This is a genomic window from Krasilnikovia cinnamomea (genome assembly GCF_004217545.1).
GTDB classification, from domain to species: Bacteria; Actinomycetota; Actinomycetes; order Mycobacteriales; family Micromonosporaceae; genus Actinoplanes; species Actinoplanes cinnamomeus.
The window spans coordinates 6,379,935-6,403,610 of sequence record NZ_SHKY01000001.1; the positions used below are offsets into that span (position 1 = coordinate 6,379,935).

At 72.0% G+C, this 23,676-nt stretch carries 19 protein-coding genes; 9 read left to right on the plus strand and 10 right to left on the minus strand.

The genetic code is table 11. The features are described from left to right. The 4 genes from EV385_RS28750 to EV385_RS28765 form a co-directional block, all read right to left on the minus strand. Nucleotides 1-1,014, minus strand: coding sequence for a 3-oxoacyl-ACP synthase III family protein (locus EV385_RS28750; protein WP_130512299.1), 1,014 nt, complete (start codon nucleotides 1,012-1,014; stop codon nucleotides 1-3). Continuing rightward, nucleotides 1,011-1,646 (minus strand): SRPBCC family protein, encoded by a 636-nt coding sequence (locus EV385_RS28755; RefSeq protein WP_130512300.1) that lies wholly within the window; start codon nucleotides 1,644-1,646, stop codon nucleotides 1,011-1,013. Before EV385_RS28755 ends, EV385_RS28750 begins: the two co-directional genes overlap by 4 nt. Next, nucleotides 1,636-3,417 carry a thiamine pyrophosphate-binding protein gene (locus EV385_RS28760; RefSeq protein ID WP_130512301.1) on the minus strand — a complete coding sequence of 594 codons (1,782 nt, stop codon included), beginning with the start codon at nucleotides 3,415-3,417 and terminating at the stop codon, nucleotides 1,636-1,638. Before EV385_RS28760 ends, EV385_RS28755 begins: the two co-directional genes overlap by 11 nt. A 153-nt stretch (nucleotides 3,418-3,570) precedes the next feature. Continuing rightward, nucleotides 3,571-4,452: an ATP-binding protein gene (locus EV385_RS28765; protein WP_130512302.1), complete on the minus strand. Its 882-nt coding sequence runs from the start codon at nucleotides 4,450-4,452 to the stop codon at nucleotides 3,571-3,573. A gap of 238 nt (nucleotides 4,453-4,690) precedes the next feature. On the opposite strand from EV385_RS28765, the gene EV385_RS28770 reads away from it, so the two are divergent. Beyond that, on the plus strand, nucleotides 4,691-5,635 hold the full coding sequence (locus tag EV385_RS28770) for a hypothetical protein (RefSeq protein ID WP_130512303.1): 945 nt from the start codon (nucleotides 4,691-4,693) through the stop codon (nucleotides 5,633-5,635). Between the two features lie 31 nt (nucleotides 5,636-5,666). Here the strand turns inward: EV385_RS28770 and EV385_RS28775 are convergent, their stop codons facing one another. The 3 genes from EV385_RS28775 to EV385_RS28785 form a co-directional block, all read right to left on the minus strand. Further along, entirely contained in the window at nucleotides 5,667-7,253 is a 1,587-nt protein-coding gene (locus tag EV385_RS28775) for a GGDEF domain-containing protein (RefSeq protein WP_242625124.1), read from the minus strand. Between the two features lie 240 nt (nucleotides 7,254-7,493). Further along, a complete protein-coding gene (locus tag EV385_RS28780) occupies nucleotides 7,494-7,931 on the minus strand; it encodes a hypothetical protein (protein WP_130512305.1) in 438 nt (145 codons plus the stop codon). Between the two features lie 330 nt (nucleotides 7,932-8,261). Next, nucleotides 8,262-9,035 carry a maleylpyruvate isomerase family mycothiol-dependent enzyme gene (locus tag EV385_RS28785; protein WP_165449642.1) on the minus strand — a complete coding sequence of 258 codons (774 nt, stop codon included), beginning with the start codon at nucleotides 9,033-9,035 and terminating at the stop codon, nucleotides 8,262-8,264. Between the two features lie 201 nt (nucleotides 9,036-9,236). On the opposite strand from EV385_RS28785, the gene EV385_RS34085 reads away from it, so the two are divergent. After that, nucleotides 9,237-9,653: a hypothetical protein gene (locus EV385_RS34085; RefSeq protein ID WP_165449643.1), complete on the plus strand. Its 417-nt coding sequence runs from the start codon at nucleotides 9,237-9,239 to the stop codon at nucleotides 9,651-9,653. Between the two features lie 224 nt (nucleotides 9,654-9,877). Here EV385_RS34085 and EV385_RS28795 read toward each other — a convergent pair whose 3' ends face one another. Continuing rightward, on the minus strand, nucleotides 9,878-11,041 hold the full coding sequence (locus EV385_RS28795; protein WP_165449644.1) for an amidohydrolase family protein: 1,164 nt from the start codon (nucleotides 11,039-11,041) through the stop codon (nucleotides 9,878-9,880). Nucleotides 11,042-11,234: 193 nt separating this feature from the next. Here EV385_RS28795 and EV385_RS28800 point away from each other — a divergent pair, with 193 nt between their 5' ends. The 4 genes from EV385_RS28800 to EV385_RS28815 all read left to right on the plus strand — a co-directional run bounded on the left by EV385_RS28800 (nucleotide 11,235) and on the right by EV385_RS28815 (nucleotide 15,012). Then, nucleotides 11,235-11,663, plus strand: a complete 429-nt coding sequence (locus EV385_RS28800; protein ID WP_130512308.1) for a hypothetical protein — start codon at nucleotides 11,235-11,237, stop codon at nucleotides 11,661-11,663. 195 nt (nucleotides 11,664-11,858) lie between these two features. Continuing rightward, nucleotides 11,859-13,121 carry a NucA/NucB deoxyribonuclease domain-containing protein gene (locus EV385_RS28805; RefSeq protein ID WP_130512309.1) on the plus strand — a complete coding sequence of 421 codons (1,263 nt, stop codon included), beginning with the start codon at nucleotides 11,859-11,861 and terminating at the stop codon, nucleotides 13,119-13,121. A 102-nt stretch (nucleotides 13,122-13,223) separates the two neighbouring features. Further along, nucleotides 13,224-13,865 (plus strand): hypothetical protein, encoded by a 642-nt coding sequence (locus tag EV385_RS28810; protein ID WP_130512310.1) that lies wholly within the window; start codon nucleotides 13,224-13,226, stop codon nucleotides 13,863-13,865. A gap of 151 nt (nucleotides 13,866-14,016) precedes the next feature. Then, a complete protein-coding gene (locus EV385_RS28815) occupies nucleotides 14,017-15,012 on the plus strand; it encodes a pyridoxal-phosphate dependent enzyme (protein WP_130512311.1) in 996 nt (331 codons plus the stop codon). 40 nt (nucleotides 15,013-15,052) lie between these two features. Here the strand turns inward: EV385_RS28815 and EV385_RS28820 are convergent, their stop codons facing one another. Both EV385_RS28820 and EV385_RS35410 read right to left on the minus strand, forming a co-directional pair. Further along, nucleotides 15,053-17,362 (minus strand): glycogen debranching protein, encoded by a 2,310-nt coding sequence (locus EV385_RS28820; protein ID WP_130512312.1) that lies wholly within the window; start codon nucleotides 17,360-17,362, stop codon nucleotides 15,053-15,055. 193 nt (nucleotides 17,363-17,555) lie between these two features. Continuing rightward, nucleotides 17,556-18,197 carry a cyclodehydratase gene (locus EV385_RS35410; protein ID WP_130512313.1) on the minus strand — a complete coding sequence of 214 codons (642 nt, stop codon included), beginning with the start codon at nucleotides 18,195-18,197 and terminating at the stop codon, nucleotides 17,556-17,558. A gap of 242 nt (nucleotides 18,198-18,439) precedes the next feature. On the opposite strand from EV385_RS35410, the gene EV385_RS28830 reads away from it, so the two are divergent. The 3 genes from EV385_RS28830 (at nucleotide 18,440) to EV385_RS28840 (ending at nucleotide 23,660) form a co-directional block, all read left to right on the plus strand. After that, complete coding sequence (locus tag EV385_RS28830; RefSeq protein WP_130512314.1) at nucleotides 18,440-19,471, plus strand: SDR family NAD(P)-dependent oxidoreductase; 1,032 nt, start codon at nucleotides 18,440-18,442, stop codon at nucleotides 19,469-19,471. A 67-nt stretch (nucleotides 19,472-19,538) separates the two neighbouring features. Then, entirely contained in the window at nucleotides 19,539-21,122 is a 1,584-nt protein-coding gene (locus EV385_RS28835; protein ID WP_130512315.1) for a phospholipase D family protein, read from the plus strand. A 72-nt stretch (nucleotides 21,123-21,194) separates the two neighbouring features. Continuing rightward, complete coding sequence (locus EV385_RS28840; protein ID WP_130512316.1) at nucleotides 21,195-23,660, plus strand: glycoside hydrolase family 2 protein; 2,466 nt, start codon at nucleotides 21,195-21,197, stop codon at nucleotides 23,658-23,660. The last annotated feature ends 16 nt before the right edge of the window (nucleotides 23,661-23,676 follow it).

The window sequence follows — 23,676 nt, forward strand, 5'->3', positions numbered from 1 at the left end:
TCAGCCGCCCCAGCGCACCGCGGCGGCCGCCGCGTAGTCGCCGGCGTGCGCGAAGCCCGCGAGCACCACCAGGTCGCCCGGCCGGACCGCGCCGGAGCGGATCCCCCGGTCCAGAGTGACCGGAATCGCCGCCCCGAACAGGTTGCCGCACTCCTCGAACGTGTCGAGGTGCCGCTCCGGGGGCAGTTGCAGCGCCTCCCGCCAGTTGCGCAGGAACGCCCGGTTCGGCTGGTTGGTGACCAGCACGTCGATCGCCGAGGGGCCGACGCCGACCTCCCGGCAGACCTCGGCGACCTGCTCGGGCACCAGGCGGTTGCCGCGGGCGAAGACCCGGCCGATGCTGGCCTCGGTGAAGCCGATCCGCATCGGGTCCAGCCCCGGCTCGAAGTAGCGCCGGTCCGAGTCGCAGGCCAGCGTCATGTCGCCGGCGTACTCGCCGATGTGGCGGGTCGCGACGGCCAGCAGCGGCGCGGCCGCCGAGGTCGTCAGATAGCCCACGCCGCAGCCGTCGCCGGGAACCGCGGCCTGGGCGAGCCGGCGCACCGCGGGCTGGGTGAACACCTGACCGGCGACGGTCTGGGCGTTGCACACCAGGGCCGTGCGGGCATCGGTGGTGCGCAGCAGGTGGGCCGCGAGCTCGATCATGGAGACGAACGACGCGCATCCGCCGTTGGACACGTCCAGCAGCCACCGCGGCGCCAGGCCGAGGCGGCGGGCCACCTCGGTGCCCGCCCCGACGAACGGCAGATCCGGCAGCTGGCAGTGCACCAGCAGCACGTCGACCCGCCGGATCTCGGCGGCGCCGTGCCGCCGCATCAGCGGCGCGACGGCCCGCTCGATGAGGTCCACGTTGGTGTCGCCGGGCGCCACATGATGACGGTACGGCGGCGCCGCGAACATCACGCTGCGACGCAACCTCTGATCCGCGCCGGGACACCGCGTGAAGAACTCCGCCGGTACCGGCTCGCCGGGCAGGTAGCCGGCGACGTCGGTGAGGCTGACCGTGATGGTCACCGTGGCGCCGCCACCGTCGGCGGGACGCTGACCGGCAGTCCGTTGGCGTGCCGGTACTCCAGGATCGACTTGAGATTGGCCAGCTCGATGCCGTGCCCGGCGTAGAACAGGTCCCAGTAGTCGCCGACCCACGGCCGGTCCGGCCGCGGCGCGAGGTCCGGACGGGGATTGTGGTCGTAGTACGGATGCCGGCAGTTCGTCCACGTGATCACCGAGCCGGGGCGGTCGAGCACCAGCGCGGCCGGGACCACCCGCATCAGGTAGATCATCCAGAGCCGCTCGCCCTGATCCCACGCGCAGTGATAGTCGACGGTCATCGCGTCGGCGTTGGCGAGCACCCGGCAGTAGATCGGCGTCCGCTCCGCCAGCCGGTCCCGGCCCACCCACAGTCCGGGCTCGCCGGCCGGGGCGAAGTCCCGCACGCTGTACGTCCACTCCTGCAGATGGTGGCCGTGGCGCAGGTAGTCGTAGACCTGTTCCGGCGGGCAGTCGACGTACTCCTGCACGGTGCAGAACCGCCCGTACACCTGGTCGTGCGGGTAGACCGAGTGGGTCAGCTCCAGGCAGCGGGCCAGCATGTCCTCCGGCGCGGTGTTCTCCACCCGGATGAGTCCGGGTACGTCAGCCAACATGGATCCGGTCACCGGACGCCTCCGCTTCGTCGGTCGTGGTGTGTGCGGTCGCGGGCCGCCCGAGGGCGGCCAGGAAGGGGCCGAACGGCGGCAGCTCCGCCGGGTCCAGGTCGACGGCGACCAGGGCCGGCCCGGCGGTCGCGTTGCTGCGCTCGCACGCGGCGCGCAGCTCGTCGGGGCCGTCCGCGGCGGTCGCCGGCAGCCGCGCACTCGCGGCGGCCAGCCCCCGGGCGATGTCGACCGGGTGGAACAGGTTGTAGCTGTAGGCGTCGCCGTAGAGCAGCCGCTCCCGGGTCACGCACATCGCGTGCGCGTTGTTGTTGAAGATCACGAAGGTGACCGGGGCGCCGTACTCCACCGCCGTGTGTACCTCCAGGCCGTGCATGAGGAACGCGCCGTCACCCGCGAGGACGTACGTGCGCCGGCCGCTGGCCAGCGCGGCGCCGATCCCGGCGCCGAACGCGTACCCCATCCCGCCCATGCCGACCGCGACCACGAACCGGCCGCGCGGCGGCGCCGGCAGCAGGTGGATCGCGGTGGCACCGGCGTTGCCGGCGTCGACGAAGACGTCGGCGTCGGGCGGCAACGCCGCCGCCACCGCGCCCACCGCCCCGGCACCGCCCACCGCCCCGGCACCGCCCACCGCCCCGGCACCGCCCACCGCCCCGGCACCGGCTACCGCCCTGGCGTCGGCTGTCCTGGCGCTGGTTGTTGCGGCCAGTGGCGCTGGGCCGGCGTGTGGCGGGCAGGCCCGCCCGCCGGGCGGCAGCCGGTCGAGCAGGCCGCGCAGGGCCGGCCGGAGCGCACCGCCCACGGCGAGGCCCGGCACGAACGGCGGCTCCGGGTCCAGGCAGACCACCGGGGTGGCGGCGAGCGCCGCTTCCAGCCCGGCCCGCGCCATCACCGGCAAGCGGGTACCGACCAGCACGCACACCTCGGCCCGGCCCAGGCAACCCGCGACGTTGGCATGGCCCATCGCCCCGGCCACCCCCGCGAACGCGGGATCGGCGTTGTCGAAGACGTCCTTCGCGTCCGGGGTGACCGCGACCCACGCGCCCAGGCGCCGGGCGAGCGCGACCAGCTCGTCGCGGGCACCCCCGGCGGCGACCCCCTCGCCCGCGACGATCAGCGCGGTCCGGGCACCGGCCAGCACGGCGGCGGCCCGCGCGAGGACGGCCGGGTCGGCGACCGCCGGGATCGCCGAAGCGAAGGCCACCGGCGGCGTCGGCACCTCGACCCCGGCCTGCTGCACGTCCTTCGGCAGCAACAGCACCGCCGGGCCGCGCGGCTCGGCCAGCGCCGCCGCCACGGCCTCGGGCAACGCCTTGACGATCGCGTCCGGCTCGTCGACCCGGACGCAGAACCGCGACACCGGGGCGAAGACGTCCCGGGCGTCGAACGAGCCGCCCAGTCCGCTGGAGTCCTGGAACGCCCCGCGCCCCTGCTGGCCGGTCGGCGGCTGGCCCACCAGGGCCAGCACCGGCACCCGGGAGGCGTACGCCTCGGCGAGTCCCGGCACCAGGTTCATCGCCCCGCCACCCGAGGTGGCGGCGACGACCGCGAGCCGTCCGGTGCACCGGGCGCAGCCGTCGGCCATGGTCGCGGCCGAGAACTCGTGCTTGGCCACCACCCCGCGCAGCCGCCCGGCGGTCGCGTACACCGCGTCGTAGAGATCCTCGATGTTCGCCCCGCCGACGCCGAAGACGTGCCGGACGCCCGCCCGGAGCAGTTCGTTCACCACGTAGTCCACGAGCCGTATGCGCTCTCCCACTCCGCGATGCTCGCAACTGCGTCCGGAATGGACAAACGCTGGGACAGTGAAGAGCTTCACTGTCCCAGCGTTTGACGGACGGCGATGCCGCTGCGGTGCGGCCGGGCTCGGGCTGCGGCGTGCGCGTTCGTACCCGGGTGCGGCCGGCGGAGGTCAGCGCCGGCTGCCGTGCCGGGGTGCCGCGAGCGGCCTGGCGGCCGGCTGGCGGGGCCGGTCGGCGGTGGCCTCCGCGATGGCGAGCGTGCCCCACACGATCTTGCCGGTACGGGTCGGCAGGGCACCCCAGGCGGCCGTCGCGGCGTGGACCAGGCGCAGCCCGTAGCCGCGCCGGGCGGGATCACCCGGATCACCCCTGACGTCGCCGGGCCCGCGCGGGAACCGGCGATCACCGTCCTGTACGGCCAGGTGCAACCCCGCCCGGCGGCGGGTGACCGCCACGTCGATCGACGTGCCGGCGTGCTCGATCGCGTTGGCGACCAGTTCGGTCAGCACCGCGCAGGCCGGACGGTACAACGGCAGCAGCCCCCAGTCGGTGCACGCCTCACCGAGCATCTCGGCGACCAGGGACAGGACGCTGCCGTCCGGCTCCAGGTGCAGGACCAGCCGCTCCAACCGTGCCGTGCCGGCGGTGAGAGCGGCGCGGGCCTCGGGCACCGACGCGTAGACCGGCAGGTCCCAGCCGGTGTCGCGCCGGGCGAGGACCCCGGCCAGCGGTGCCGCGGGCGGCAGGCACACCACCACCGGCACGGCCGGGGTCCGTGCACCCCACAGCCGGGCGGCGGCCCACAGGGCGGCGCTGGCCCCGCCCGGATCCGCCAGGCCCTGCAGGTCGACGAGCACACCGGCGGGCTCACCCACCAGGCAGGCGCGCAGCAGTCCGGCCGCGGTGGTCTTGAGCCCGGCGTCCCAGCGGCCGGAGACGGCCGCCTCGACCAGACCGGTGTCGAAATCACCGACCACGGTGACCACTTGTCCGCCGGACATGCCGGGGTGGTCGGGCCGGGACAGCAGGAACGGCGGCTGGTCACGCCTCATGACAACCCCAGATGATCGACGTACCGGGGATCGGCCGCGATACCGGGGCCTCACATATGGTGCCCGAAGCCCTCGCGACGTGTAAACAAGGCGAAGTGCCCTACACGTCGTCTGTCAGAACCGGAACGGTCGAATCATGTTCCCGGCGTTACCGGCTTCTCGACATTGCCTGATGGGGCATGATGTGGTGCCCGATCACGCTTGCTCGGGGCGAGTCGCGCTACCTACCGTTCGCGTGGTGAATCAATCTTCAGCTCCCCGTACTGGGCGATTCTCGACCGCGACGCTCGTGGCTGTCGTGGTTGCCGCAGCCGTGGTCGCCGGGTGCGGTCTGGGCTCCAAGAAGGAGTCCTCGTCCGAGCCCCCTCGGTCGTCCTTGGGTGAGGCGTCGCCCGCGCAGCCGGCCAAGCAGACGCTCACCGTCGGAAAGACCGTCTGGTACCTGGGCTTCAAATGGACGTTCGAGACGCTGACCTTCGATCCGCAGGAAGACGGCGCCCAGCTCACCGGGGAAGTCCTGGCCGAGAATCTGTCGAAACGGGACTACACGCCCGATGTGGGCCTCATGCTGTCCGTGGGGGGCCACCAGTACGAAGGCTACTTCGAGGATGCGACGCTGGTCGGCGGGCTTCAGAAGAGCCGGCAGAAGGTGGCCTTCCGGTTGGATGGCAATACCTTCGCCGGCGATTTCGGCTCAGGCGAAATCCTCGTCGGCAATGCGAACAACACCCAGGCCCGCGTCCCACTCGGATCCGCCGGGACGCTCGTCGCCAACGAGCCACGCATGGTGCTGGCCGGATCGCACGAGGTGCGGATTCACGAGATGAGCGTGTGGCTCAAGAACTGTGAGCTGCGCCCGGACGTCGTTCCCTCCCATGAACAGGCGAAGAAGGGCTACACGATGCTGGCGTGTGGCGTCGACCTGCAGCGTCACCTGGACGGCGGCAACGGGTATGGCTTCGGCTCCGGCAACCTGCGCCTGAAGATGCCGGACGGCACGACCGTCGGCCCCACCGACTACCCCAGCGAGGCGCTGTACACCTCGGCGATCGTGCCGGACGGCTACGTGTCGTTCATGATTCCGGACACGACGAAGGGACGCGCCGCCGTGCAGGTGGTCATCCCGGAGGTCTTCAAGGCGGCGAAGCCCGGCGACACCAAGGATGTCCCGGTCACGCTCTGACGGACGCCGGCGAGCGGCGGGCGCGGCGGGTTCAGGCGGCGTCGAGGTCGCGGTAGGTGCGGGCCTTGCCAGGCTGGCTGGAGGCGACGCGGTCGCGGCCGGCGTGCTTGGCGATGTAGAGGTTACGGTCCGCCGTGGACAGCAGGGCCGGCTGGCTGCGGTCGGACGCCTCGTGCACGCCCGCCACGCCGATGCTGATCGTCACGGGCAGCGTGCCGGTGATCTCCGGCCAGGGGTACGCGCTGACGGTCTTGCGGATCCGGTCGAGGTGGTCCGTCGCGGCGGCGACGGCCGTCGTGGGCAGGACCATCAGGAATTCCTCCCCACCGAGCCGGGCCACGAACCCGTCCGGCGTCGCGGCGAGCAGCTCGCTCTCCAGCAGCTTCGCGATCCGGACGAGTACCTGGTCGCCGACGTCGTGGGAGAGTTCGTCGTTGATCCGCTTGAAGTGGTCCAGGTCGACGATGGCCACGGTGAGGTCGGGGTTCGCCGCGATCAGGGCGGGCAGCTCCTCGTCGATGTAGCGCCGGTTGCGCAGGCCGGTCAGCGCGTCGCGGCGGGCCTGCTCGCGGAAGCGTTCGGCCTCCTCGCGGACCTCGACGGTTTCGAAGATGGTCTGTGCCTGGGCCTCGTGCTGCTTCGACCGCAGTCTCTCGTAGGCCTCGTGGAAGATCTTGTGCGTCGCGAACGCCTCATGGATCTCGCCGCGGGCCGCATGCAGCTCGGCCTGCTCCTGGTGCACCCGGACCATGACCTCGTGCAGCTCGCGTTCGGCGCAGACGGCGCGGGAGGCGTCCAGGTTGACTTGGGCCCGGTCGGTGGCGCCCATTCCGCGCTGGGCGCGGGCCAGGGTGAGCAGATACTCGGCCAGGTATTCGGCGCCGTCGTAGCGCCCCGTGTGGTGCAGCTCGATGCACGCGAGCATGGTCTGTTCGGCTTCCGCGTACTGGCCGTTGCCGATCTGGATCGCGCCGATGGTGTCCAGGGTGAAGGTGGCGAGTTCGATGCCGTGCGCCTCGGCGTGTTCCTGCAGCCGGCTTGCGACCTCCTGGGCGCGCACGAAGTCCCCGGCGAGATACTCCGAGTACGCCCAGTTGTTGAGCACGTTCGTGAGCGGTTCCCACAGGCCCAGCTCGCGGGCCAGCTCCTCGGTCTGCCGGAACCGCGGCCGGGCCGCGTCCAACGCGCCGCTGTCAGCGAGGGCGTCGGCCAGCTTCATGTGGTGCCGCACCCGCATCTGCGGTGTGGCGGTCCCGTCGAGCAGTTCGACCGAGCTCAGCGCGTGCTCCAGGCTTTTCGCGAAGTCGCCGCGCAACCGCTGGACGTACGACCAGATCACGTGGATGCGGGCCTGCATCAGACGGTCGCCGTGCTCGACCGCCCACACCATGCTGTCGTCAAGTCGGCGGGCGGCCTCGGCGATGTCGCCGGCGCGCGCGAGCAGGTGCGTGCGGCACAGGCGGGCACGCGCGACCAGGGTGTCGTCGCCGAGTTCCACGGCCCGGGCCTCAAGCTCGGTGGTGAGGGCGAGGTCGGCCTCGGCGTTCCAGAGGCTTCGGTCCTCGATCTCGAGCAGGGCAGCCGACAGCTGCTCGGCGCTGGTCGCGCTGTCGATCAAGGTGCCACCCCCAGTCCGGTTCTCCTCCTCCATCGGCCAGGGTCGGGCAAGCTGAAGCAGTTGCCCGGCGCTATCGGAGCTCGGCCCAGCCTCCTAGGACGCTGTAGGGGACGTGATCGGCAGGGTGGGCCCGCGACGGCGCGCGCGGTGGCTCAGGGTGGGGGAGCGCCGCCGAGCCGGCCGGGCGACAGGGTGGCTGCCGCCCGGCCGGCTCGGCGGTGTCGACCTGGATCGCTGCGGTCAGTCGGCCGCGGGGATGAAGGTGTCGCAGGAGGTGCCGCGTTCGGCCCTCTTCACGGTCGTGCCCTTGCACAGCCGCACCCCGGGCTGGAAGCCCCCGAACAGCAGGTTGGAGGTGGTGGTGAAGTTGGTCTTGCCCTTGCCGCAGAGTTGGCCGAACGTACGCCACTCGATGGCGTCCGTGGGACCGTTGTAGGCGACCTGGACGACACCGCACGCCTTGGCGGAGTTGACGGCCAGCGTGCCGCTGATGCGGATCGGCGCGACCGGGCGCTCCGGGATGCTCATCATCCGGTCGTAGGTGCCGTAGGCGGACACGCTCCCGACGGAGAGCTCGAACGTGTTGTCGAGGGTGGCGGCGGCGGGCGCGGCGCTGACCCCGACGGCGAGGCCGGCCATCGCGACGATGCCGAGAGCGCGTACGGCGAGAGACTTCATGGGTCGGTTCCTTCGTGTGATCCCCGCCGGTCGGGCAGGGGGTGGATGTGCTTTCACCGTCGGCGAAACGCCTCCCCGGCGCAGACTCGTGGCAGATCAACGAGCCGACACACCAATGAGGACGCTTGCGGTGAGTTGTGCTCACTCGACGGTGCGTCATGATCAGACGACATCGCTGCGTGACGGTCAAGTTGAAGCGCCGCCGGCGAGCGGGCGCGTGTCCACTGGCGCCGGTGAAGACCCAGCTCACGGCCGTGCGGCAGCGCCCGGCGGCCACTGGCCGTGTGAGATCATCCACTCTCCGCCGTCCACCGGTTGCCGACGGCGAAATCAGAATGTGCTGTTCGACCACCAATGCGCGAAGAGCTCCCGGTCGCCAATGATCTCCACGTCCGCCGTTTCCACCGTCCGGCGGCGGTTGAGCAGGAGCAGCAGGTCCAGGGCCGGCCCGCGTACCGTGACGTGCGCCCGCTGGTGGCCGTGCCGCCAGGTGACACCGCCCGGGCCGCGAACGACCGACCATTCGCCGTTCGTCCCGAGGCCCTCGTCCGTGGCGACGAACTGCAACGACTCACCGGTACCCACCAGGCCGGTGAACGCGCTCGACACGCCGATGTCCGTCCTGGACAGGGTCGCGGCGGTGTCCAGGACGTCGGACACGCCGTCGGCCGCGAGATCCGTGGCCAGCTCACCCTTGATGCCCAGAGCCAGTTCGGCGTCGAAGCGGTGCACCACCTCGTCGTGGAGCAGCCGGCGAAGCCAGAAGCCCGCCGACCGATCCTTCTGCCAGGTCCACACCGGCTGGTCCGGTCCCGCCTCCCGCACCGCGTCGGCGAGCATCGACGCGCCGGCGATCAGCCACTCGCTTCGCTCCTCTGGGCCGGCGGGCACGGCGACCTCCGGGAAGGGAATCGGCTGCAGCAGGCGCCGCCGGATGATCTCGGCCGCCCACCGGTGCCCGAGGCCGACATGGCCCACGAGCTGTTCCAACGTCCAGCCGGGGCAGGTCGGGATCGGACGCTGAGCGTCCGCGTCGTGCGCCAGCCTGGCCAGTCTGGCCGTCTCGGTGTCGAACTCCAGCAGGTACCGGTCGAACTCAAGCACGAATATCGTCCTCATCGCCTTGGGGGGAAACCATTCACGCTCAATGATCCCCAATGCTGTCGACAGTGATGGTGCTCGCGACAGGGTGTGGATGGCTGACCAGGCTTGTAAAACGGCGTTCGCCGGCAGTCCATCCCCGCCCGACAGGATGGAGGTGGGGCACGCAGATGCCACGCCCGTCAGGGGAATGGGGATCCGGCCATGACTTGCTTCCGGAAGGCCTTCGCCGTGCTGTGCGCCGCGACGCTGCTGGGGCTCTTCGCCCCGGGCGCCGCGCTCGCCGCCACGCCACCGCTGCGCGACGTCGTGCTCACCCACACCGCGATCTCACCGTCCGCCGCCGCGCCGGGTGCCGTGGTGCACGTGTCCTGGTGCTTCGACACCGCGTACGCCGATCAGGTCAGATCCATCGAACTGTGGCTGGGCCACTCGACCGGCATGGGACACGCGCCGTACCTGTATCTCCAGGCGTCGATCGACCCGAAGGCAAACCAGCTCGACTTCATCGTCCCCGCGGTGCCTCCCAGCCAGCCCGGCAACATCTGGTTCGTCGACCTGGTGTGGCGCGACGGCGCTGCGCTCAACGAGCTGGCGCTCGTGCCGATCACCATCCAGTAGTCCCTCCCGGCGCGGGCGACGGGCGGCCGAGGGGTGATCGGGAGCGCCCAGTTCAGGACGTGCTGGCGTACCAGCAGCCAGACGGTGAGCGGGCCGCTGGCGAAGCCGAGCAGCTCCGCCCAGGTGGTCTGCGCCCCGAACGCGGTGGTCACAGCCGGTCGATCATGGTGACAGCATTCCGCCCGGCACCGCTGCGGGCAAACCCGGTTCGATCGACGGGGGCGTCAGGTGACCAGCGCGCCCGCGCGGTAGACGGCGAGGGGCTGACGTAGGGCGGACACATCCGCGGTGGCGTCGCCGGCGACGACCAGGACGTCGGCGTCGTAGCCGGAGGCGAGGCGCCCCTTGCGGTGGCCGAGGCCGCACGATTGCGCCGCCAGGCTGGTGGCGGCCGCCAGTGACCCGTGGTCGTCCATGCCGATGACGTCGCGGAAGTCGACGATCCCGTGCGGCAGGCAGTTGAACGGCTTCTGCGGGTCCACCCCGGCGTCCGAGGAGCAGACCAGCCGGACGCCGGCCTGACGCTGGCGGTCGAAGGCCGCGGCGACCGCCTGGAACAGCGGTGACAGCGGCTTGTCCGTCGGGAGCCGGGCGGAGGCGACGCCGACGAAGACACGTGAGTCGGCCAGCCTGCCGATGACCTCGTCGCGGACCACGACGCCACCGGCGCCGAGGAACGACGCGTGCTCGATGCCGTCCACCCCGGCGTCGAGCGCCGCGGCGATGCCGTCGGCGCCGTGCGCGTGGGCGGTGACGGGGAGCCCGTGCGAGTGGGCGCGCACGACGACCTCGCGCAGATCCTCGGCCGTGTACTGCGACTCGTGCGGCTTCCAGCCCGGAGTGATGACCCCGCCAGTCGCCATGACCTTGATGACGTCCACGCCCCGGGCCGCGTGCTCGTCGACGGCGGCGCTCAGCGCCGGGCCGGGCTCGCTCTCGCCGCCGAGGAACCAGCAGTGACCCCGCTCGCGCGTCAGCGGTGGGCCGGCGCAGACGAGTTCCGGCAGGTCGGGGGCGTGCTCGTCGCGGACGCGCAGGGTCAGGTAGCCGCGGTCGCCGAGGTCGCGCAGCGTCGTGACGCCGCTGTGCAGCGCCAATCGCGCATGGTCACGGATACGCGTCAGCAGCGTCTCGTCGGTGTCGGTCAGGCACTGGTCGGCCACGTCTCCGCACGGGTCGAAGACGAGGTGCGCGTGGGCGTCCACGAGTCCCGGCAGCAGCGTGGCCCGGCCGTAGTCGGTGACCGGGATGTCCGCGGCGAGCGGGCCGTCCTGAATGGCCTCGATCCGCCCGTCCCGCAGCAGGACGACCGGACGGCCGGTCAGTGCCCGCTCACCGTCGAATACGCGGTCGGCACGCAGACCCAGGTAACCGTTGTGTGATCGCATGCCGCCCCGAATCATCGAAACCCATCAGAATGTCTGACATACCCTACCGGGTCGTTGGAATCGCTAGATCGCCCCACCGTGGTGCCCGCATGCGGCAGGGCCGGCAGCCACCGGGACGACATCCGTTTGTCCCTCACGTTTTCTCATGGTCTCGTGAGACATCTGCCAGGCACCGCTACCAGGAGGAGAGGCTGTGAGCCGAGGATCCGTTCGCTTCACCCTGCTGCCCGTCGCCACTGCGGCCGTGCTGGTCTTGACCCCTGCGCAGGTCGCCGGTGCGAGTACGGCGCAGGCGGTCGAGGTCACGCGGCCGGCCGCTGGGGAGCAGCCGAACCCGCAGGCCACTCCGGACGGCCACACTCGGGTCCTGCCCGAGCACGGGGACTGGGCCCGCCTGCCCACCAACACCCTGTTGCCGACAACCGTCTGCTTCGACAACAAGGACAACGACGGGTACGCGGAGGGGCGGCTGGACGACGACACCGCACCGGAGCCGCGCCATTACGAGCTCGTGATGAGCCGGTCAGAGACCAAGTGTGTGACCTGGTTCTTCGCCGGCCGGTCGGTCAAGGCATCCAACATCGGATACCGGCCGTTGACCGTGACCAGCCTCGCGTTCTGACCTGCGGGCGCGCTCGGCAGGCAAGGGGTCCGGGGGCGAGAGGGCGCCTGGTGGCCGGTGGGCTCGCCGGGCAGGTTGTCGGCCGCTGGCGTGGGATTCATGCCATGAGTGGCGTCGTGGTTGAAACCCATGAGATCGACATGTTTCGATTGACGGTGCTCATCGTCCTAACGACGATCACGAGGGGAGAGCACCATGTATCTGCGTGCCCGACCAAGAATCCTGGTCGCGTCGCTGCTCATGACTGCCGCCACCATCGCCGCCACACCGCCGGCCGCCGCCGCCCCGCCCGACGCCGGCCCGGCCCACGCCGCCACACCGGACGCGATGGCCAAGCCGGCCCACATGCCGATCGCCCGGCCGGGCGCGGACGCCGCGCGCACGCCGTCGGGCTTGACCCAGCGGACCTGCGCCCCAACGTCGAACACCCGATCGGTCTGCCTCACACCCGGACGGCCGAGCCGGCGGCCCGCGTCGTCCGCGCTGGCGCCGGTACCGTTCCCGGCCTGGTGCGCCGACAGCGACGGCGGGGTGCCCGTCGCAGCCACCCGCACCGCGGCGTGCCGCATCACCGGCCTGGTCCTGACGACCTGGGAGACGGTCAACGGGACCACCCGCGTCACCGGTGAACTGAACATGGATGTCTACGACTACACCTACAGCTCGGTGGACCTGCCGAACTGGATCCACCAGATCGGCCTGTCGCCGTGGTCAGGGTGGGGCGCCGCCGTCAACTCCACGGTCACCGGCACGCTCGCGGCAGCCGGCGACTGCGTGGTCAACGGCGCATCGTCGTTCCCGGTGCAGTCGTTGTCGCCGGCCAACAACGTCACGCGGTCCGGGGACGCCGGAGCCCGCACCACCGCGACGGCAGTCGGCGCGATCGGCTACTGCACCACGACCTGGAACCTGCGCCTGGTCCCCGCCGGCTACCCGGCAGCGACCGCATCGTCGGCGATGGCGGAGATCTCCTGCGACAACGCCGTGCCCGCCAACGGCTCCCGGCCGATGCGGGTCGGTTGCGTGGTGCCGTGGTTCCCCGCGCAGGTGCTGTACAGCCAGAGCCGCTACCCGTCCCTGGCCTCCCACGTCTCCCGCGCCCAGGGCTCCGGGCTGCCCGGCCGCACCTTCAACGACCCGCTGACCCGCAACGTCGACCAGGCCACCATCGACCTGAACCGCAGCCGGGCCTGCGGCGACGCGCCCAGCATCTCGGGCAAGAGCTGCGACGAGTATCCGCTGGCCTCGACCCATCAGGGGCTGGCGTTCGGCGGCAGCAGGCGTACGTTCTCCGGCTGCAACATCAACGCCCCGACCAACGTGACCGGACCCACCGGGGCGAGCGCCTGCATGATCACCGCGAGTGAGAACAACGCCCAGGGCGGCCTCATGGCGGCCTTCTACTACGACTACCGAGTCCTGGGCAACGATCCGTTCCGGGTGGGGATCGGCAGCTGAACCCCGTACGTTGAAGGTGTGCCCAGCAGGACAGTGCGGTGCCGGGCGACCGGCACCGCACCACCGGGCCGGGGTCGGACGGCGGGAAGGGACGGACAAGCCATGACCGACGCGATCCGCATCCGCGTCCAGGATCACGTCTTCTTCCTCACCGATCGCGACGTCAGTACGCCGTTCGAGACGATGGACCACTCGACCGGACTGGCCGGGGTGATGGAGTCCGCCGCGTTGGTGGCCGCCGGCATCGACCGCGGCTACGTCACGGTGAGCACCGAACCGGCCGATCACCGTCCCCCGCTGGACACCGCCGAGCAATGGGCCGCGTTGGCGTCCTGGGAAGACGTCGCCGAGTTCAGCCTCCACGTACCCCATGGGGCGCTGACCGTGGCACCTCTGGAGTACACACCCGCCGAGCTGCCGGTCCTGCCCACCCTCAGCCGCCACGGCGGTGGGTACTACCGGGTCCGGCTACAGGCCAGTGGCCGGGACCGCCACTTCGACCGGGTGGTCGAGGAGTCCGGCGAGCGGTTCCACATCATCGCCTGGCCCGGCCCGCCGGCCGGTCCGCTGGTCATCAAGGCGGGCTCCCGATGCGGCTACGGCCTGCGCCTCGCCCAGCTACAGGCCCCGCCCCCCACAGATCCCCTCGCGCCCACCCCGGAACAGCAGGCGGAGGCGGAACACGAAGCGCTGTTGCGGCAGAACCTGCTCGCCGGAGCCCCCGACCAGGCCGAGAGTCAGTGACGGCGGCGTACCCGGTGATGGGCCAGGCTGTGAAGGTGTGCTTCAGCCGTCCCACGTCGGCGCGACGGAATCCATGTCCGCGCGGACGCTGCCTGACGCGGTGCGACGTCAGCGCTGAGCATGATGGTGAGGCTGGCCGTACGCTGATCGGATGACCGCGCCGTACCTGCACGCCCGGTACCCCACCGCGGTGGCCCGGCTGCCGTTTCGGCGGCTGGGCTCGGGCCCCACGCCGGTGCGCCGGATCGACGGCGCACCGCAGGTGTGGGTCAAGGACGACAGCGGCTACGGGACGATCTACGGCGGCAACAAGGTCCGCAAGCTGGAGTGGACCCTCGCGGACCTGCTCGGCCGGGGCCGGCGCACCGTTGTCACCGCCGGCGGCACCGGCAGCCACCACGCCGTCGCGGTGGCCCGCTACGCCGCCGCGGCCACCCTGCGGGTCTGCGTGGTCGCCCTGGAGCAACCGTACGATGACCATGTCGCCGGCCAGCTCGCCGCGATGGTGTCGGCCGGCGCCCGGGTCCGCCGGGTCCGCACGGTCCCCGGCGGGTACGTCGCCGCGGCCCGCTTGCTGGCCGAGGCCGCGGTGACCGGTCGGCGGCCGGCCCTGCTCCCGGTCGGCGGCTCCAGCCCGCGCGGCTGCCTCGGCTACGTCGAGGCGGCGTTCGAGCTCGCCGACCAGGTGACGCGCGGTGAACTGCCGGCGCCCCGGCGGGTGCTGCTGCCGGTCGGCTCGGGCGGCACCGCGGCCGGGCTGGCCCTCGGGCTGGCACTGGCGGGCCTGCCCACCGAGGTAGTGGGCGTGCTCGTCAACGACCGCACCCCGATGGGGCCGGGGCAGGTCCGTCGGCTCGCCGCCGCCACGGCGCGGCTGCTGCGCCGGGCCGGTGCGGCACTGCCCGACGGTACGGCGCTGGCGCCGCTCACCGTGCGCCGCGACTGGCTCGGCCCCGGCTACGGGGTGGCCACCGCCGACTCGGCGTCCGCCGCCGGCTGGCTCGCCGAGCACGCCGGCCTGGTGACCGAGCCGGTCTACACCGCCAAGGCGGCGGCGGCCCTGCGCGCGCTGGTGGCGGACGGTACGGTGGACGGCCCGTGGCTGTACTGGCACACCGCCGACCGCGGCGCGGCCCCGCGCGCCTGACCCGCGTCGTCGAGGTGCGCCGCTCTGGCCGGGGGCTCCCTCACTTCGCGATCAGCAGCAGCACCGCGCGGCCGTGCAGCACGTACGTGCTGCCCTGCCCGCCGAGGGCGGTCTCCGAGCCGGGGACGGCCACCTGGTCGGGGCCTTCGGCCCAGGCCGACGTGTCGGTGACCCGGTACCAGGACTTCCCGGCCGGCGGCGCCGGAAGTGTGAATGTCACGTCCCCCGACCAGCCGTTGTATCCGACATAGATCGCGGCGGCGGGGTCGCCCAGCTCGGTGCCGTCGTAGCGCCACGCGAGCGCGTGGTTCTCACCGTTGGCCCAGTACGCGGAGTCGGGCGTCGTCGCGCCGGGGGTGAACCAGTCGAGTTGGCCCAGGCCGTTGCCGTTGCCGTCGCCGGCCGCGTAGAAGTTCAGCGGCCGCAGCGCGGCGTGCGCCTTCCGGAAGGCGATCAACCGCTGGGTGTATTTCTGGAAGTTCGTCTGCTCGGTGCTCGGCGACCAGTTCAGCCAGTTCGCCGACGAGTCCACGTTGTACGGGTTGTTGTTGCACTGCATGCCGCGCAGCGTCTCGTCGCCGCCGGTGATGAGGGGAGTGCCGGCCGAGAGCATCAGGAACGCCAGCCCGTTGCGGGCCGCCTTGCGCTGGTCGGCGGCGACGTTGCCCTGGTCCCAGGACCGGTTGTCGTCACTGCCGCCGTCGGACGGGCCGTACGGCCAGGCCTGGTCGTTGTTCTTCCCGTTGCAGCTGTAGAGGTCCTTGAGCGTCAGGCCGTCGTGCACGACCATGATGTCGATGGAGTTCCAGGGCTTGCGCCCGTCGTCGGCGTAGAGGTCCGAGGAGCCGGCGAAGCGGGTCGCGAGCTCCCCGGGGGTCACCGTGGCGACGCCCATCTGGTTCTGGTCGGCCCGCAGCGTGTCCCGGAAGATGCCGTTCCACTCCGACCATCCGGGCGGCAGGTTCCCCACCTGGTAGGTGCCGGTGCCGATGGCCCACGGCTCGGCGATCCAGTCCACGCCGTCGCCGCCCCCGCCCGGGCGGGCCGGCATCTCGGCGGTGAGACGGTTGAGCGCGGTCGCCGGGTCCGTGCGGCTGTAGCTGAAGCAGCCGTGCTGGCAGGTGTTGCCGAGCACCGTGGCGAGGTCGAACCGGAAGCCGTCCACGCCGAGGCTGTCCTTCCAGTAGGCCACCGAGTCCACGATCAGGTTCTGGGCCGTGGGGTTGGCCGTGTTGAAGGTGTGCCGCAGACCCGTCACGTCGATCTCGCCCTGGCGGTCGCTGGTGAGCGAGTAGTACGTCGGGTTGTCCAGGCCGCGCCAGGAGAAGAGGTGGTAGGCCGTCTTGTCGCCGGGATCGACGCGGCCGCCCTCGGCGGTGTGGTTGTAGACGACATCGACGAAGACCTTGATCCCGGCGTCGTGGAACGCCTTCACCATGGCCTTGAACTCGCGGGTCGGTCCGCCGGGGGACTTGTCGGACGAGTAGCGCCGGTCCGGGGCGAAGAAGTTCAGCGTCTGGTAGCCCCAGTAGTTGTCGCCGCTCGTACTCGTGGGGTTGGTGTCGTTGCCGTCGTTCTGGGTCTCCTGCAGGGGAAGGAACTCGACCGCCGTGATGCCCAGCGAGGACAGGTAGCCGGCCTTGAGCGCGGCGCCGGCGTAGGTGCCCCGGACGCCCGCCGGGATGCCGGGGTCGTTGCGGGTGAGGCCGCGCAGGTTCACCTCGTACGTGACGTCGTCCTTGAACGGACGGGTCGGTTTCGTGCCCGTGCCGGTGGTGTCGGGCGCTATCACGATGCCCTTCGGCGCGATGGCGCCCGTGTCGGCTGCCCGCCGGGCCGGTCCGGTCGAGTAGTCGGTGGCCGTCGCGTCCGGGATCGCGGTGTCGTGGCTGATCTCCCGGGCGTACGGGTCGAGCAACAGTTTGTTGGGGTTGAAACGGTTTCCAGCGGCGTCGACGTCGGTGCCGAATCCCGTCTGCGAACCCTTGGTCCAGGCCGGGTCGTACGGCCAGTTCGGGCCCCACGCCCGGTAGCCGTAGAAGATCGTGCCGGGTACGCCGGCGGCCCGCAGGGTCGCGACGCTGACCGTCGTCGACCAGATGTCGGCGGCGTCGCGGGTGAGCACATAGGACGCCTTCTCCTGCTGGCCGCTCGCGGCGGCGTAGACGGAGACGGTGATGCGGGTGGCGTGTGCGGAGAACACGCGGAACGTGACGTTGGTGCGGGTGGCGTCGTATCGGCCGCCGAGGTTCTGGCCGTCGGCGGCCGCGTGTGCGGTGGCGGCGGGCAGGACGGTCAGCCCGGCCACGAGCAGCGCCGCCGTACAGGCAGCGGAGAGTAGTCGCCGCATCGGAGGGACTCCCGACTATGAGGGGGATCGGGTGTGGAACGCGCTGCAAGCGATGAGAAAGTTATGAAGCAAGTTACAAAGATGTTTCAAGAACGTCAATGGTTCGGGTGTGCTCCCGCCCCCGGGCGCGCAGGAGCCGCCGGCGGGTGTGTTCGTCGGCGGCTCCGATCAGGCCGGTGTCAGTCGTTCGTCCTCACCCGGTGACGGTGGTGCTGGTCAGCACCGGGCTGGGGGCGGTGTAGCAGCGTGCCGGGACGTCGATCCCACCGAAGAGGATCTTCACGTTCGCGGTGAAGGTCAGGCCGGGATCGGCGTACGAGGTGCCGGCCAGCGTCGAGGTGATCGTGCTCCCGGCCGGGGCGGTCGCCGTGACGGCGAGGCGGATCGTCGGGAGCTGGATGGTGGATCCGCCCGCGAGCGTGCCGGGCACGGTGAGGATCACCACGCCGTTGCTCACGGACGTCGTGGGTACGCCCGTGCCGAGGTTGGACCCGCCGGTGAGTGTCACGCCGCGCAGCGCCGTACCGGCGGGCACCGGTGTCCGTACCTGGAGGTCCTTCAGGTAGCGAACCGTGTTCCCGCCGGCCGACGAGGGGATCGTCAACGGCGCGGATTCGGCGGCGATCTCGAAGTCCGACCCGGCCGGGACGCTCGCGGGCGCGGAGCCGGTGATCGGGGTGTCCAGGTTGAGCTGCTGCGGCCCGCCGATCGGCGGCTGCGCCTGGCAGTCCCAGGTCACGGCCACCGGGTCGGCCGCGGCGGGGGCGCTGATGCTCAGGGCCGCGACGACGCCGAGAGCGCAGCTGGCGAGGGGGATGCGGAACGTGTGCAACATGACGGCCTCCTTGCCGAAGGGCTCGGGGGAGCCCTCTCGGGGGAAGCATTACGGAGCTGTTAAATCCATACAAGTCAATGAACGAGAATTCTTCGGATTTGAGAACCGGCGCCCCGCGGAACGCCCACGCGGGCCGGATCCGTACCACGGCGCCGGGTCCCCGACAGCCACGACCGACATCCGGCCGGCGGTTGCCGGTTCATCGCGGCCGGGCCGGGTAGAAGGGTGCGGGGGTGACGACCATGAGGACAGGTACGTGGGCGACGCTGGCGGCCGGCGCGGCCGGGGCGGTGATCGTGCGCCGGGCCGTGGCGGCCCGGGCTCTCGCGCGCCGGGGCGCCGCTGATCGGGTGGCGCTGGTGACCGGCGCCTCGCGCGGGCTCGGCTTCGCGATCGCCGCCGACCTCGCCGCCCGGGGGTTCCGGCTGGCGATCTGCGCGCGGGAGCCCGCGGAGCTGGCGGTCGCGCAAGCCGAACTCGCCGCGCGGGGCGCCGAGGTGCTGGCGCTGCGCTGCGATGTCGCCGACCGTGCGCAGGTCGACGATCTGGTCCGGGCCGTCATCGAGCGCTTCGGGCGCCTGGACGTGGTGGTCAACAACGCCGGGATCATCGAAGTGGGCCCGCTGGCGGCCATGACGGTCGAGGACTTCGCCGACACGCACGCCGTCATGTTCTGGGGCATGCTGTACCCGACCATCGCCGCCCTGCCCCACCTGCGCGAGCGTGGTCGCGCACGGATCATCAACATCACCTCGATCGGTGGCCGGATCAGCGCACCGCACCTGCTGCCCTACAACTGCGCCAAGTTTGCCGCCGTCGGCTTCTCCGAGGGGCTGCGCGCGGAGTTGAGCGGTAGCGGTGTCACGGTCACCACCGTCGTTCCCGGACTCATGCGCACCGGCTCGCACCTGCGCGCTCAATTCAAGGGCCGGGCCAACTCCGAGTACGCCTGGTTCGCGCTGGCGGCGAGCCTGCCGCTGCTGTCGATGGGCGCGGAACGCGCGGCCCGGCGCATCGTCGACGCCGGTCTCGCCGGGCGGGCCGAGCTCGTGCTCACCCCGGCGGCGAAGCTGGGCACCCGCGTCCACGGGCTGTTCCCGGCGACCACCGTCCGGGTGCTGGGGTGGGTCAACCGGCTGCTGCCGGCGGCGCCCGGACCCGCCGGTCCCGCCGTGGCCGGTTCGGTGGCGGCGGCGCGACTCGACTCGGGTCTGCTGGAGGCCGCCACCACGATGGGCCGGTCCGCCGCCCAGCGCCTGCACCAGCACACCTGACCGGGAGGTTGAGGTCAGTGCCGAGTGGGCACGACAGACGTGACGTCCACGCCCCCGGAGCGCACTCATGCGAATCGACGACTGGTTCCTCACCGACCGCGAACGCGGGAACCCGGCGACGAGCCTGCCCGCGTGGTGTGCGGGCAACCGCGCCGAGCCGCTGGTGCACGGATCCGCGTACTTCGCGCGCCTCGCCGAGGAGGTCGCCGCCATGTCGGCGGGCGACCACCTGTTCTTCACCGACTGGCGCGGTGACCCCGACCAGCGGCTGACCGGCGCCGGGCCGACGGTCCGCGAGCTGTTCGTGGCCGCCGCCGAGCGGGGCGTCATCGTCAAGGGCCTGGTCTGGCGCTCGCACCTGGACACCTTCCAGTACAGCGAGGACGAGAACCGCCACCTCGGCGAATACATCGAGCAGGCGGGTGGAGAGGTGCTGCTCGACCAGCGGGTCCGCGTCGGCGGGTCGCACCACCAGAAGCTGATCGTGCTGCGGCACCCGAGCGATCCGGCCCGGGACGTCGCGTTCGCCGGCGGCATCGACCTGTGCCACAGCCGGCGCGACGACGCCGAACATCGCGGCGACCCGCAGGCCGTGCGGATGGCGGAACCATACGGTGCGCGTCCCCCGTGGCACGACCTGCAGCTGATGCTGCGCGGGCCGGTCGTCGGCGCCCTGGACCAGTGTTTCCGGGAGCGCTGGCGGGACAAGACCACCCTCGACGCCCGCCGGCCGCTGGCCTACCTGCGGGACCGGATGCTGGGCGCCGACCTGCAGGTGGGGGAGTTGCCGCCCCGGCCGCCGGATCCGCCGCCGGCCGGTCCGCACCTGGTTCAGGTGCTGCGCACGTACCCGGACAAGCATCCGCCGTATCCGTTCGCCCCGGACGGGGAGCGCTCGATTGCCCGGGCCTACCGCAAGGCGGTGCGCCGGGCCAGGTCGCTGATCTACGTGGAGGATCAGTACCTGTGGTCGCGGGAGGTCGCGGACCTGTTCGCCGCGGCGCTGCGCGAGAACCCGGCGCTGCACCTCGTGGTCGTGGTGCCCCGGCACGCCGACGTGGACGGCCGGTTCGCGCTGCCGCCGAACCAGGTCGGGCGGGTCGAGGCGGTGCGCGTGTGCCGTGACGCGGCGCCGGACCGGGTCCACGTGTTCGACGTGGAGAATCACGCGGGGACGCCGGTGTACGTGCACGCCAAGGTGTGCGTGGTCGACGACACCTGGTCGAGCGTGGGCAGCGACAACTTCAACCGGCGCTCGTGGTCGCACGACAGCGAGCTGTCCTGCGCGGTCCTGGACACCGAGCTGGACCCGCGCGAACCCACCGATCCCGGCGGCCGTGGGGACGGCGCCCGGGTCTTCGCCCGGGAGTTGCGCCTGCGGCTCATGCGCGAGCACCTGGACCGCGCCGACGGCGACGACGCCGACCTGATCGATGCCCGGCAGGCGGTCGAGGTGCTCGGCAAGGCGGCCGACGCGCTGCAGGCCTGGCACGACGGCGGGCGGGTCGGCGAGCGGCCGCCCGGGCGCCTGCGGCCGCACCGGCCCGAGCGGCTGCGGGCCGGCACCCGGATGTGGGCGATGCCGCTGTACCGGCTCGTCTACGACCCGGACGGCAGGCCGTGGCGGCTGCGCCGGCGCACCAGCTGGTGAGGCCGCCGCGGGGTCACCACGTCACCACCGCCGCAGCCACGACCGGAGCCCTCAATGAGGCAGGATGCACGCATGCTGCAGGTGGAGGATCTGGGCGGGGCGTGGGAACTGCGGGCCGACCCGGAGGGCGCCGGCGCCACACCGCCGGAGCAGTCCCGGGCGCTGGCCGGGACCACCGTGCCGGCGTCGGTACCGGGCTGCGTACACGTCGATCTGCTGAACGACGGCCGGCTGGTGGATCCGTTCCGCGACGACAACGAGCTCGCGGTCGCCTGGGTCGGGCGCACGGACTGGCGCTACGACCGCGACGTGGCCTGGACCGGGCCGCCGCACGAGCGCGTCGACCTGGTGTTCGAGGGCCTCGACACGGTCGCGGCGATCGAACTGGGCGGCGCCGCCCTGGGCTCGACGCGCAACATGCACCGCGGCTACCGCTACGACGTCAGCGCGCTGCTCGACGGCACCGCGCGGCCGCTCACCGTACGGTTCACCTCCGCCTACACCGAGGCGGAACGGGTCCGCGACCTGCTCGGCCCGCGCCCCAACGCGTACCCGGAGCCGTTCAACTTCATCCGCAAGATGGCCTGCGCCTTCGGCTGGGACTGGGGCCCGACGCTGGTCACCGCGGGCATCTGGCGTCCGGTACGGCTGGAAGGCTGGAGCACCGCGCGGCTGGCCACGGTCCGTCCACTGGCGACCTACGACGGCACCGGGACCCTCGACATCACCGTCGGCGTGGAGCGCACCCGGGAGTGCGATCTGCGCGCCCGGGTGCTGCTCGACGGGCGGCGGATCGCCGTACTCGATCTGCCAGGCGGCGTGACGGCCGCGCACGCCGAGGTCGCGGTCGGCGATGTGACGCCGTGGCATCCGCGCGGCTACGGCGAACCCGCCCGGTACGAGCTGACCGTCGAGCTGCTCGACGGCGACCGGGTGCTCGACCGGTGGCAACGCCACACCGGATTCCGCACCGTCACCATCGACCGGTCCGCCGACGCGGTCGGGCACCGGTTCGTCGTCCACGTCAACGGTGAACCGGTGCTGGTCAAGGGCGTCAACTGGATCCCCGACGACGTCTTTCCATCCCGCATGACCCGCGAACGCTACGAACGGCGGCTGCGCGAGGCGGCCGGCGCCGGTGTCAATCTGGTCCGGGTGTGGGGCGGCGGCATCTACGAGGACCGCGCCTTCTACGAGGTCTGCGACGAGCTGGGACTGATGGTCTGGCAGGACTTCCCGTTCGCCTGCGCCTGCTATCCGGAGGAGGAACCGCTCTTCTCCGAAGTCGTCGCCGAGGCCCGGGAGAACGTGCTGCGCCTCGCCGCGCACCCCAGTCTGATCACCTGGTGCGGCAACAACGAGAACCTGTGGCTACGCGACCCGTGCGGCTGGCCCGAACAACCCGGCGGCCAGTCCAGCTGGGGGGAGACGTACTACCTGCGGACGCTGCCGGACATCGTCGCGGAGCTGGACCCGTCCCGGCCGTACCAGGCGGGCAGCCCGTGGTCGGGCTCGTGGGACCACGCGCCGAACGACCCGGACCACCAGACGTTCCACTCCTGGGACGTGTGGAACCGCCGGGACTACACCCACTACCGCGACTCGGCGCCGCGCTTCGTCGCCGAGTTCGGCTGGCAGGCGCCGCCCGCGTGGACCACCCTGCGCGACGCGGTGTCCGACGAGCCACTGCTGCCCGACTCGCCCGGCGTCCTGCACCACCAGAAGGCCGAGGACGGCAACGGCAAGCTGGCCCGCGGCCTCGCCCCGCACTTCGGCGCACCGGCGAGCACCGAGGCCTGGCACTACCTGACCCAGCTCAATCAGGTCCGCGCCGTGCGCACCGGCGTCGAGCACTGGCGCGCGCACTGGCCGCACACCGGCGGCACGATCCTGTGGCAGCTCAACGACCTGTGGCCGGTCACCTCGTGGGCGGCGATCGACGGCGCGGGCCGGTACAAGCCGCTCTACTTCGCCCTGCGCGATCTGTACGCCCCGCGAGCGCTCACCGTCCAGCCCCGCGACGGCGGGCCGGTGGTGGCCGTCCTCAACGACCATCGCGACCCGTGGACCGGCACGCTGGTCATCGAACGGCGCGGCACCGGCGGCGCGTTGCTGGCCGCGGCGGCCGAGCCGGTCCGGGTGGCGCCACGATCGGTCGCGGTGCTGCCGGTGCCGGCGGCGGTGGCCCGGTTCGGTGATCCGGCGGCGGAACTGCTGGTCGTCCGGCTCGACGACGCGCGCGCCCTGTGGTTCGCGGTCGAGGACCTGGACTTCACGTACGACGACCCGGGGCTCACCGTCGATGTCGACGCGGTCGCCGGCGGGCTCGACGTACGCGTGCACGCGGTCGCGCTGGCCCGCGACGTCCTGCTCCAGCCGGACCGGATCCATCCGCGCGCGGTGGTCGACCGGGGCTTCGTCACCCTCCTGCCCGGCGAATCAGTCGTGTTCCACGTCCGCGCGCCGCTCGACCTGGCCCCCGGGCTGGTCAAGGCACCCTGGGTGCTCACCGACCTGTCGTCGGTGCGGCGCGGGTAGTCGGTACCGCCGGCTG